Genomic DNA, 11,941 nt, shown 5'->3' with positions numbered 1-11,941 from the left:
CGGAATGTCCGTAAAATTTTATGATGGGAGTAATTTCGATGAAAATAATGGATACTATCGGCTTTGTTGAAAATGTCGATAAAGAAGTCGGCGAAGCAATGGAAGCCGAGCTGGCAAGACAGAGAAGAAATCTTGAGCTTATAGCAAGCGAAAATATCGTTTCACCTGCCGTTATGGCTGCAATGGGTTCTGTGCTTACTAATAAGTATGCTGAGGGATATTCTGGTAAGAGATATTATGGCGGCTGTCAGTGCGTTGACGTTGTGGAGGATATAGCTGTTGAAAGAGCCTGCAAGCTTTTCGGTGCTAAGTATGCTAACGTTCAGCCACATTCCGGCGCTCAGGCTAACACTGCTGTTTATTTTGCTCTTCTTAAGCCAGGCGACACTGTTATGGGTATGAGCCTTGACGCTGGCGGACACCTTACACACGGCTCACCTGTAAACCTTTCAGGTAAGTATTTTAATTTTGTTCCTTACGGCGTAAATGACGAGGGTTATATCGACTACGAGGCTCTTTACAAGCAGGCTAACAAGTGCAGACCTAGACTTATTGTTGCAGGTGCAAGTGCTTATCCAAGAGCTATCGATTTCGCAAAGCTTTCTGAGATAGCAAAGGCTGTTGGTGCATATCTTATGGTAGATATGGCGCATATTGCAGGACTTGTTGCTGCAGGCTGCCATCAGTCGCCAGTACCATATGCTGACATTGTTACAACAACAACACATAAAACTCTGAGAGGACCAAGAGGAGGACTTATACTCACAAACAACGAGTATATAGCTAAGAAGATAAATTCTGCTATTTTCCCAGGCACACAGGGCGGTCCTCTTATGCACGTTATCGCTGCAAAGGCAGTTTGCTTTGGCGAGGCTCTCAAGCCTGAGTTCAAGGCATACGGTGAGCAGATCGTAAAGAATGCACAGGCTCTTGCAAAGGGACTTCTTGACAGAGGATTCAATCTTGTATCAGGTGGCACAGACAATCATCTTATGCTTGTTGACCTCAGACCATTCCACATCACGGGCAAAGAGTTTGAGAAAAAGCTTGACGAGGTTTACATCACTGTAAACAAAAATGCTATCCCTAACGACCCTGAGAAGCCATTTGTAACCAGCGGTGTAAGAGTTGGTACAGCGGCAGTTACCACAAGGGGACTTGTTGAGGAGGACATGGACGTTATTGCAGAGTGTATGTATCTCACAGCAACAGACTTTGACAATAAGGCTGATGAGATCAGAGAAAAGGTAAACGCTATCTGCAAGAAATATCCACTTTACGAATAATTGTACGGATCTATATACTGTTGATACACATAGGGAGCGGCTTAGGTCGCTCCCTTTTTCTCAATAATATATGAATAAATCTCTCTTTTGGTTGATTTTTAACAGAGATCGTGTTATAATAATCTTTTAGAGTATAATTAAAAGGTGGGATATACTTTGCCAATTAAAATACCAAATGACCTTCCTGCGTTCCAAACGTTGGAAAATGAGAATATATTCGTTATTCCCGATGACAGAGCCGCTCATCAGGACATTCGTGCCTTGAAGATCGCTATTGTCAATCTCATGCCTGACAAAATTGCGACAGAAACGCAGCTTCTGCGTCTTTTGAGCAACACACCTCTTCATGTTGACATCGACCTTATTCAGATGAGCAGTCATATGTCAAAAAACACCTCTTTGGAGCATATGCTCGCTTTCTACAAGAACTTTGACGAGGTTTGTGATAATCGTTATGATGGTCTTATAATCACTGGTGCGCCTGTTGAGCAAATGGAGTATGAAGACGTTGATTACTGGGACGAGCTTTGCAGAGTTTTTGAATGGTCAAAGACCAATGTTTTCTCAACTATCCACATATGTTGGGGCGCTCAGGCTGGACTTTATTACCATTATGGTGTTCCCAAATATCCTTTGAAAGAGAAGATGTTTGGCAATTTCAAGCACCATATCGACTATCCCGAAAGCATTATTCTTAAAGGCTTTGGAGATGTTTTCCATTGCCCGCACTCACGCCATACTGAGGTGCGTCGTGAAGACATCGAAAAGGTGGACGATCTTATAGTGGTGGCAGTGTCAAACGAGGCGGGTGTGCATCTTGTTTCAGATAAGACGCAAAGACAGTTTTTCCTGTTCGGTCACTGGGAATATGATCGTGAGACCCTTGCAAAAGAGTATTTCAGAGATAAGGAAAAGGGGCTGCCTATACAGATACCATATAGCTATTTTCCTGACGATGATCCAAAAAACAAGCCTATTTTCAATTGGAGCTGTTCGGCTAATCTGCTTTATTCAAACTGGCTCAACTACTGCATTTATCAGAAAACGCCATATGATCTTAACGAACTTGAGCCACTGGGGACTGCACAATGAAGAACGGAAGACATATAGCTGAGTTTTACGGTGTTGGAGTAATGCTCGCAATAGTGGGTGGCTATCTTGACGCTTATACCTACATCAGTCGTGACCACGTTTTTGCGAATGCACAGACAGGTAACATGGTGTTGTTGGCTATCAATATCAAAGAGGGAAGCTGGCTGAAGGTCTTTCTTTATCTCATGCCTATACTGTCCTTTATGCTTGGCGTGCTGATAGTGGAAGCTGTGAAGCTGAAATTCAATGAACACCCGAGGATACATTGGCATAGGATCATAATCGGTGTGGAGCTTGTGGTGCTGACTATTGTGGGATTTATCCCTGCTGGTACGCTTAACACATTGGCGAATATCCTAGTTTCTTTTACCTGTGCAATGCAGGTCGAGGGTTTTAGGAAAATGGACGGAAAGCCTTTCGCTACCACGATGTGTACTGGCAATCTTAGAAGCGGTACGGATAATCTGTTTCAGTATTTGAAAACTAAGGATAAGCAAAAGCTTGGTAATGCAATGCAGTATTATGGTATAATCCTTTGCTTTATAGGTGGAGCGGCAGTGGGTGCATTTGTCACAGAGTTGCTTGAAACTAAAGCGGTGTTTGTTGCTTTGACAGGTCTTGTTATCGCACTCTGCATTTTAAGAAGCGATGACGATAAATTGGCAGAAGGTAAGTGACAATCACCGAGTGAAGCCTTGTCAGGGCTTGAGGCAGAGACTGAATATGCGTAAGCCAGACAGTAAAATAAGAAAATCAAAAAAAGCAAAGCAGTGTTTGAGAAAAATCTAAGCACTGCTTTTTCTATTTCATTTTGCAAAACCACATTTCAAAGCACAAAGTGAATTGGTGGCAAAACAAAGTAATATGGATATCCAAATAATAATTGCAAAAGATATAACGTCACAAAAGCGAAAATGATGTTATCTGACTGCTTTTGATTGAATGTTGTTAAAATGCACAAATATCTTATTCGTAATTTATAAAAACGGCCAAAAATAATGTTGTGTGAATGATTTTGAACGGAATTGCTTGACTTTTGCTGTACGATATGTTATTTTAATATCAGAAACAATCAATATCGTTCAATTGACGTCAAAAAACATTATTGAAATTTGAAAAGGTGATAAAATGCTTACAGAGGAAAGGTACTCTATTATATTAGAGAGAGTCAAGCAGAATAAAAGTGTGAAGCTTTTGGAGTTGTGCGAGCTTTTAAAAGCTTCTGAATCAACGATACGCCGTGACTTGACGGTGCTTGATGAAAGGGGTCTTTTGAAAAAAGTTCATGGTGGTGCTATATCAGCCGAGGAACATTCTTTCAATCCAGAGGAACAGGACGTTGAGTCAAAGTCAAAGCTTTTTACCGATGAAAAGCTTGCAATTGCGAGGTTTGCGGCCTCTCTTGTGGACGACGGCGATTTCATTTTTATCGACGCCGGAACGACTACAGGCTATATGATAGACTTTCTGCCAGATAAGAAAATTACCTTTGTGACTAACGCTTTCGTTCATGCCAAAAAGCTTGCTCAGCGTGGCTTTAAGGTCTATATGCCAGCAGGGGAGATAAAGCTCACAACGGAGGCTATCGTTGGTGCTGAATGCGTCAGCAGTCTGCAAAGCTACAATTTCACCAAAAGCTTTCTTGGAGCAAACGGAATTTCATTGTCAGGCGGTATAACAACACCGGACAGAAACGAGGCAAGAGTGAAGTCTACCGTGGTGTCAAACAGTCAGACTGTTTATATTCTTGCAGATCACTCTAAATTCGATCAGATATCTGCGGTCACTTTCGCTCAGCTTGGACGTGTGAAGATAATCACCGACAAGCTTCAAGACAAAAAATATCTTACAAAAGCAAATATCAAGGAGGTAATGTAAAATGGTATATACTGTAACATTCAATCCTGCTATCGACTATGTTGTTCATACAGGGGAAATGAAGCTTGGGTCTACCAACCGCTCAGATAGGGAAGAGATGTATTTCGGCGGTAAGGGTATAAATGTGTCTATAGTTCTTAGAGAGCTGGACATTCAGTCAAAGGCGCTTGGCTTCACTGCAGGCTTCACAGGTGAAGCTATCGAGAACGGATTAGCGGAAATGGGAATTGATACAGATTTTGTTCATCTCAAAAAAGGTAATTCCCGTATAAATGTGAAAATAAAATCTGCTGAGGAAACAGAACTGAATGGTCAGGGTCCTGATATAGATGATGAGGCTGTGAATAAGCTTTTTGCAAAGCTTGATAAGCTTCAGGACGGAGATACGCTTATACTCGCAGGAAGCATACCTGCCTCGCTTCCTTCAGATATCTATGAGAAGATACTCGAAAGGCTCGCACGCAAGAATATCAGAACAGTAGTGGACGCAACAAAAGACCTGCTTCTCAATGTGCTTAAATATAAACCTTTCCTTATCAAGCCTAACAACCACGAGCTTGGCGAGATGTTCGGAGTGACACTCACTAATGATGAGGAGATAGAAAAATACGCACGTAAGCTAAAAGAAATGGGTGCTGTGAACGTGCTTATCTCAATGGCAGGGGACGGCGCAATGCTTATTGACGAAAACGGTGAAATACATCGCTGTGGAGTATGTAATGGTAAGGTGAAAAATTCCGTTGGTGCAGGCGATTCAATGGTGGCAGGCTTTACCGCTGGTATATTGCATGGCGATTATGAATATGCTCTTAAACTTGGTACAGCCGCTGGCGGTGCGACTGCTTTTTCTGACGGGCTTGCTCAAAAAGAAAAGATCGCAGAGCTTCTTGAAACGCTCTGAAAAAATATAGGGACGCGGAGCAATGGCAGTTTCAGGTGCAACTTTTGCTGCTCCTAGCGGAAATGTTCCATCAGGCTTTCTTGGCGCATTGCCTGCAGGTTTCCTTAGGAAAGTTACAGAATAGTCTTTACAAATATAAGAAAATATAATATAATAATATTAACAATCATAAATAAATTAAGTTTCAGAAAAGGAGAGATTTATTATGGTATCAAAGGTCGTAAAAGTAGTAAATGCAGAGGGACTTCACATGCGTCCGGCAGGTATCATTGCAAAGGCTGCTAAGGAGCATCCTGAGTGCGAGATCATGATGAAAGCAAACGGCAAGGACATCAAGGCTAAGGCTGTTATGCAGATAATGGCAGCAGGTATCAAGAAGGACACTGAGGTAGAGATAATCGTAACAGGGGAAAACGAGCAGGCTGTGCTTGACGAGTTCGTTAAAATGTTTGAGGACGGTTTCGGCGAATAATTCCTAATATCCCCAAAATAATTCAGACAAGACCGTAGCGTAAACTGCGGTCTTTCTGAGCAATATGACGTTGTAAAAAAAGCCAAAAGAGAGAAATACATATGGACAAAAAATATCTTTTACTTCTTGCACAAAAATTTCCTACTATAGACAGTGCCGCCAGCGAGATAGTAAATCTATCTGCAATACGCAGTATGCCAAAGGGTACAGAATACTTTTTCAGCGATATCCACGGGGAGTATGAAGCCTTTTTGCATATGCTAAAAAGCGCATCTGGCATGATAAAAAACAAGATAGACCTGACCTTAGGAAAAGCAGTTTCCTCGGCAGAGCGTGAAGCCCTTGCCTATCTTATTTATTATCCCGACAAGCAGCTAAAGCGTTTGCGTGATAAAAACGGGCTTTCAGACGAGTGGCGCAGACTTACTATCTATCGTCTGATACTTGTTTGCGAGGCGGTGTCGGCAAAGTATACACGTTCGAGAGTGCGAAAGAGCATACCAAAGGATATGGTCTATATACTTGACGAGCTGCTTAATGTCACTGATGATGTGGTAAAGGAATATTACTATGACGAGATAATCACCACAATTCTTGACACTGGGATCGCAGACCGCTTTATAAAGTCCCTTTGCGAGCTTATACAATCTCTTGCTATCGACAAGCTGCATATTATCGGAGATATATATGACCGTGGTCCAAGAGCAGATATTATTATGGACGAGCTTATGAAAATGCACGATGTCGATATACAGTGGGGCAACCATGACATTTCGTGGATGGGTGCGGCTTCAGGTAATCTCGCTCTTATTGCAAATGTTATCCGTATCTCCATGCGATACAATAACTTTGACGTTCTCGAGGACGGCTATGGATTAAATCTTCGTGCGCTGGCGGTCTTTGCAGGAGAAACATATAAAAACGATGAGTGCGCAATTTTCATGCCACAGACACTTGATGATAATATCTATGACCCAGTTGATGCAAAGCTTGTGGCAAAAATGCACAAGGCTATCACAGTTATACAGCTAAAGCTAGAGGGGCAGCTTATCAGGCGGCACCCTGAATGGAAACTATCTCACCGTGACCTTTTCAGCATGGTGGACTTCGCAAATGGCACTATAACAATAGACGAGAAAACTCATAAGCTTCTTGACGGCAATTTTCCTACAGTTGATCCTGCCAATCCTCTTGCGCTTACCGAAGGCGAAAATGAGCTTATGACGATTCTTGCAAACTCGTTTATGCACAGCGACAGGCTCAACACACATATGCGTTTTTTGTATTCAAAAGGTTCAATGTATAAGACCATAAACGGTAATCTGCTTTTTCACGGCTGTATCCCTCTTGATGAAAATGGAAAGCTTCTGAGCTTAAGTATAGCAGGAGAGCAGTATTCGGGTAAGGCAATGCTAGATAAGCTTGACGAAATAGCCAACAAGGCGTATTTCTTACAGCCTTGTGAGGAGAAAAGCAACTGTGCAGACCATTTGTGGTATCTGTGGAGCGGCGCACGTTCGCCTCTTTATGGCAAGGACAAAATGGCGTTTTTTGAGCGATATTTCCTTGAAGATAAAAAGCTTCACAAGGAAAATTATAATGCCTATTATCACTTCTCAGAGAAGCCTGAGATATGCGGAAAGATACTTGAAATGTTTGGGCTTGACCCACAGCGTGGTCATATCATAAACGGTCATGTACCTGTGAAGATAAAAAATGGCGAAAGCCCTGTCAAGGCAGACGGCAGGCTGTTCGTTATTGACGGTGGTATCTCAAAGGCTTATCAAAAAGCCACCGGTATCGCAGGCTACACTCTTATTTATGATTCTCACAGCCTTAATCTTGCGGAGCATAAGCCGTTTATTGCAGGAGAGAGTGAGCATACTCCTGAGATACATATGGTGGAAAGACTTGACCGTCGGGCAAACATTTCAGATACCGACAAGGGAAGGGAACTGCTTTTGCAGATAAACGATCTCCGTGACCTGTTGGACGCTTATCGCTCTGGAGATATCAAAGAAGGTTATAAGGTATTTTAGGCGTTCTGAAAGGAGCTTAACATATGGAAAAGGGAGAACTGAACTGGGCTGTTATCGGCTGTGGCGTTATCGCAAACGAAATGGCAAAGCTTAGAAAAGAATGGGGACTTAAATACCCAAATGAGCTATGGTGATATCCTCTTAATGATTCTAACAAGTTAAAAGGCACTGGCTTCAATTGGAAGCCGATGCCTTTTTTATTTTTTGTTTTGCTGTGAAAACAAGTACAAATTATAGTACAAATAAATTACAAGTACAAAAATATGTACGTTTATCACACGAATTCAGAGCATATATTTTTGTAACATTCATTGGTGGAATAGACCCATTTTGTGAGCCTGCCGCTGGTGATGAAATAGTTTATCTTTGAGGGAAAAACGCTGTTTTCAAATACGTCTACGATAATGAGCTTGACTTTCATTTTTTCGGGGATAAGAGCTTTTATGTAAACACTTGCTGCCTGCCCCACACGCACATTTTCTCTTGGTTCTGCAAGCCCTGCAAGGTTCGGAGCAAGCTCTATAAAAATACCGTATGGTTCAATGGAGCGTACTATCCCGCCTACAGTTTCTCCTGTGGAGAACAATGCTGCATTTTCTTCCCATGTGCCTAAAAGTTCCTTGTGAGAAAGGCATATCCTGTCCTCGTCACAGCTTTTTACCACAGCATATATGTCCTGACCGTTGAAAAATCTGTCGTTGGGGTGGGTGATGCGTGAGACGGATATGGCGTCTATTGGTATAAGTGATGGAAGACCACAGCCTATGTCAACAAAGCACCCGAAAGGCTCAAGGTGTGTTACCTTTGCCGGTATAACGTCCCCTGATGTGAGTGTACTTATATATCGTTCAATGCACTCTTCTTGTGCAAGACGCCTTGACAACCTGCATATGACCTCGCCCTTTTCGTGAACAATATCTGTCACCTTGAAGCATACCGTTTTGTTTACCCTAGAAAGTAATGCTATGTCTTTTGTTTTGCCTTCTTGTATTCCGATTGCTCCCTCTGATCTTGGGATTATTCCTTTGCCAAAGGGAAGCTCTACTATTATGTTGTGTTCGCTGTCACAAAGCACAGCATGACCCTCCAGTATCGATCCCTGAGCCATTGCCTCAGCCATTGTTCGTTCGCTTTGAAGATAATATCGGTTTTCAGGGCTATTGAAGATCTTGCCCTCAGGTAAATATTTTTTCATTATTTTGCCTCTTTCCCCACAGATTTTTTTAAAACAGCAGGATCTCTGTGGTTGATCCATTGATTTTGTTCATATTCTGCACATATTTTATTTGTGATAATTGTGCGTGAACTATTGCTGATACAGTAAATTAATATTCAATGTGCTGAAATATTAGTACAATTTTTATATTCTTTGCTTCAAATTATAAACAAAAATCAAAAAAACTATAAAAAAGCTTGACAAATGCAATTGTGCGTGTTACAATAGTGTAGTAATTTGTAATCAGTTTGTAACTTTCTTAACCGTTATCGTTACAGATTGATACATAATTTTAATCGACCGTAATAAAATTAAATAGCGGCACAGACATGACCGCCGCTAATTAAAAGAAAGGGTGTGAATTGGCAATGCAGCGTGTATGCGTTGTAAAGCCGTATTATTAATGGATCATTCAGCAAGTTTTATTTCAGCAAAGAATAAGTCACTGAAAGTTATAGTGATGTTCATTGCAGCACTTATGACATTTTTGGTAATGACAGAGGGATTTAGTGCCGATGCTGCTGCGGCAAAGCTTTCGACTCCTAAGATGACCGCTCAGATAAACTATGGAAGTGAGTTCACTCATCCGTATAACAAGCAGACAAACACTATCAAGGTGCATTGGAGCAAGGTAAAAGGTGCTTCAAACTATGAGCTATACATCAAGGGTGGCAAATATAAGAGTTGGAAGAAATACAAGACAGTCAAGAACACGAACTGCACTGTTACAGGTCTTCAGAGAACGACTTCATATCAGTTCAGAGTAAAGGCTGTAAATGGCTCTGCCGCTTCTGCTTACTCAAAGACACAGACAATAAAGACAGCCAGAATGGACTTCAATAAGGCAGGCTGGGAAGCAATGTGCCGTATAGTTTATCATGAAGTTGGCAAGATGTCAGGTTCAGAGTGGGATAAGCCTATCGTTTATGTTGCAGATTGTGTTGCAAACCAGTATGTTGCCGCAAAGTACACAAAGAATGCAATGTGGAGATCCTACTATGCAAGATATAACAATGTTCAGGATATTATTTATAGGAGCGGCGGATTTATGTCATCTGCACAGCTCTCAAGGGACGGAGCAAATTATTCAAACGTTTCCAGAAGAGTAAAGCAGGCTGTTTTTGGTGCAGTATATGGCAAAACTCACCTTAACGGTATTGCTAATGACTATAATGTTTACTTCTGGTGCAACAGAAGCTACAAGACAAACAGCAGCAAGATAGCTTACTCATTTAAAATTCCTTGGGGTTACTTCAATGTTTGGAGAACCTATTGGGGATAATTGTAATACTATTATAGAATTATGTGAAAGAAGAGCAGAACAAAGCGTCTGCTCTTTTTTCGTTGACAAGAATGTAGCGGTGTGGTAAAATAAAGTTGATAAAAGCAGGGAGGAATCAGAATGCTTGTGGGTGCGGTCGGCTATAATTATCGCCATAGAAAAGATTTTATTATGGATTGCCCTCACGGGGTGGGCTGTCCCCTTATATTGCTCATAAAAGAACCATCGGTGTTCGTTATAAATGGTATCGAGCATAGGGCGGAGAAAAATTCTTTTATCCTGCTTTCACCGGATACCCCTGTGAAATACCATGCCGCAGAAGAGTTTTATACCGATGATTGGCTGTATTTCAATTATGAGCAGGGCGATAATGAAAAATTTGAAAGGCTTGATGTTCCAAAAGATACACTGGTATACCTTGGAAATATCGATGAGCTTAGTCAGATAATGCGTTCGGTAGCGTATGAGTATCAGCTCATGAAAGAGGGGCATGAGGAAGTAACACGGTGCTATATGGAGATCTTTTTGTTAAAGCTTGCAAGACAGCTAAAGTGTACAGACAAGAAGTCCTGTATAATTACTGACAGGAACAGCCGCTTTATGCAGCTCAGAGCATACATATATGCAATGCCTGAGGACATCGCAGACGTAGGCAGCATGGCATGGGATATGGGTATAAGCAGATCAAGTTTTCAGCATATGTATAAGAAAATGTTTGGAGTGAGCGTCATGACAGACGTTATAAGCGCACGAATGGAAAGAGCCAGTCAGCTTCTTGCAACGACAAATCTCAGCGTAAGGGAAGTGGCTGAGAGGTGCGGTTATACTAATGAATATGGTTTTATGAAGCGGTTTAAAATGCACTTTGGAAAAACTCCAACGGAGTTTCGGAGTATGCTCTGACAACGGCGGATAAACTTTAGACGGCATAACAAAAGAGGTCAAGGAATCGTGTCCCTGACCTCTTTTATGTTATTTTATTCTTCAACAAATACAGCGGCCGAGCCTTTAATAATGAGCTTTCCGTTTTCAAGGCTTGCGCCATGACCTACTGTATAAATTATCTTGCCACTGACGTTTTTGATCTCTGTCGTTTCGTCTTTTGGATTTATGACCGCCAGTATGCTCTGTCCCTCGCCCTTACGTCTGTATACCAGAGGACTTTTACAACTAATTACAAACAAGACATTGTTTTCATGATTACTTCCGAAAAGAATTTAGTGGAAGCAAATATGCCTAAATTTGAAGAAGTGATTGAGGTGACTCCTAGTGTCTAACTCGCAGGATTATTCTAAAAAAATAAAACATAATGAGTTGTTTGTGCAATGTCTAAAGGACACAGATGTTAAAGAATATGACGATTTTTCGGATTGGATAATAGTCGGTATATTCTATTCGTCACTTCATTATATGAATTTGTTTTTGTCCAAGAGATATGATGATATAAATCTTGAAACTGTAAAGAGTCATAAAGATAGAAATATTATCATACAGAAAAAATGTCCGTATCAAATTCATATGGCATATCGCACCTTATATGAGTTAAGTAGAGAGGCGAGATATCAATGTTCAGATGTATCGTCTAAAGTCCGTTTTGTAGAACAGAAATATCAAGAATTAAAGAATTTGTGTTCTGAACAAATGCAACGGAGCGCTTCTAAGAGATAACGTGGACTACATAATGAATAACCATAAAATAAGGCGCTGTAAAAAAAGCGCAACAAAGCCCGTGGATTCCCTCGATATGGAAGCCCACGGGCTTTAATATATCACAC

At 41.2% G+C, this 11,941-nt stretch carries 11 protein-coding genes; 9 read left to right on the top strand and 2 right to left on the bottom strand.

Features of this window, described 5'->3' with window-relative positions; translation table 11 throughout:
* Window positions 1–38: 38 nt before the first annotated feature.
* The 7 genes from glyA to AB5123_RS03035 all read left to right on the top strand — a co-directional run bounded on the left by glyA (window position 39) and on the right by AB5123_RS03035 (window position 7,668).
* Window positions 39–1,286 carry a serine hydroxymethyltransferase gene (gene glyA / locus AB5123_RS03065; protein WP_117923489.1) on the top strand — a complete coding sequence of 416 codons (1,248 nt, stop codon included), beginning with the start codon at window positions 39–41 and terminating at the stop codon, window positions 1,284–1,286.
* 156 nt (window positions 1,287–1,442) lie between these two features.
* Window positions 1,443–2,378: a homoserine O-succinyltransferase gene (gene metA / locus AB5123_RS03060; protein WP_278649812.1), complete on the top strand. Its 936-nt coding sequence runs from the start codon at window positions 1,443–1,445 to the stop codon at window positions 2,376–2,378.
* A complete protein-coding gene (locus tag AB5123_RS03055) occupies window positions 2,375–3,055 on the top strand; it encodes a YoaK family protein (protein ID WP_195551494.1) in 681 nt (226 codons plus the stop codon). The genes metA and AB5123_RS03055 overlap by 4 nt, the downstream gene beginning before the upstream one ends.
* A 451-nt stretch (window positions 3,056–3,506) precedes the next feature.
* The gene (locus tag AB5123_RS03050) at window positions 3,507–4,256 is read left to right on the top strand and encodes a DeoR/GlpR family DNA-binding transcription regulator (protein ID WP_256321537.1); all 750 of its coding nucleotides are present in this window, start codon (window positions 3,507–3,509) and stop codon (window positions 4,254–4,256) included.
* A gap of 1 nt (window position 4,257) precedes the next feature.
* Window positions 4,258–5,157 (top strand): 1-phosphofructokinase, encoded by a 900-nt coding sequence (gene pfkB / locus AB5123_RS03045; RefSeq protein ID WP_337811940.1) that lies wholly within the window; start codon window positions 4,258–4,260, stop codon window positions 5,155–5,157.
* 205 nt (window positions 5,158–5,362) lie between these two features.
* Window positions 5,363–5,629 (top strand): HPr family phosphocarrier protein, encoded by a 267-nt coding sequence (locus AB5123_RS03040; RefSeq protein ID WP_117891736.1) that lies wholly within the window; start codon window positions 5,363–5,365, stop codon window positions 5,627–5,629.
* A 101-nt stretch (window positions 5,630–5,730) separates the two neighbouring features.
* Window positions 5,731–7,668: a fructose-1,6-bisphosphatase gene (locus AB5123_RS03035; protein WP_329963764.1), complete on the top strand. Its 1,938-nt coding sequence runs from the start codon at window positions 5,731–5,733 to the stop codon at window positions 7,666–7,668.
* 274 nt (window positions 7,669–7,942) lie between these two features.
* Here AB5123_RS03035 and AB5123_RS03030 read toward each other — a convergent pair whose 3' ends face one another.
* The gene (locus tag AB5123_RS03030) at window positions 7,943–8,863 is read right to left on the bottom strand and encodes a S1 RNA-binding domain-containing protein (RefSeq protein WP_117891734.1); all 921 of its coding nucleotides are present in this window, start codon (window positions 8,861–8,863) and stop codon (window positions 7,943–7,945) included.
* A 424-nt stretch (window positions 8,864–9,287) separates the two neighbouring features.
* Between AB5123_RS03030 and AB5123_RS03025 the strand changes: the two genes are divergently transcribed.
* Together AB5123_RS03025 and AB5123_RS03020 are read left to right on the top strand one after the other, a co-directional pair.
* Window positions 9,288–10,166, top strand: coding sequence for a fibronectin type III domain-containing protein (locus tag AB5123_RS03025; protein ID WP_288970520.1), 879 nt, complete (start codon window positions 9,288–9,290; stop codon window positions 10,164–10,166).
* A 120-nt stretch (window positions 10,167–10,286) separates the two neighbouring features.
* A complete protein-coding gene (locus AB5123_RS03020) occupies window positions 10,287–11,069 on the top strand; it encodes an AraC family transcriptional regulator (protein ID WP_022286718.1) in 783 nt (260 codons plus the stop codon).
* Window positions 11,070–11,143: 74 nt separating this feature from the next.
* Here AB5123_RS03020 and AB5123_RS03015 read toward each other — a convergent pair whose 3' ends face one another.
* Window positions 11,144–11,350: a hypothetical protein gene (locus AB5123_RS03015; protein ID WP_368364512.1), complete on the bottom strand. Its 207-nt coding sequence runs from the start codon at window positions 11,348–11,350 to the stop codon at window positions 11,144–11,146.
* Window positions 11,351–11,941: the final 591 nt, after the last annotated feature.

This window comes from Ruminococcus sp. RTP21204st1_B2_RTP21204_210225, assembly GCF_040914135.1.
Lineage (GTDB): Bacteria > Bacillota > Clostridia > Oscillospirales > Ruminococcaceae > Hominimerdicola > Hominimerdicola aceti.
This window is presented reverse-complemented; position numbering and strand designations above follow the sequence as displayed.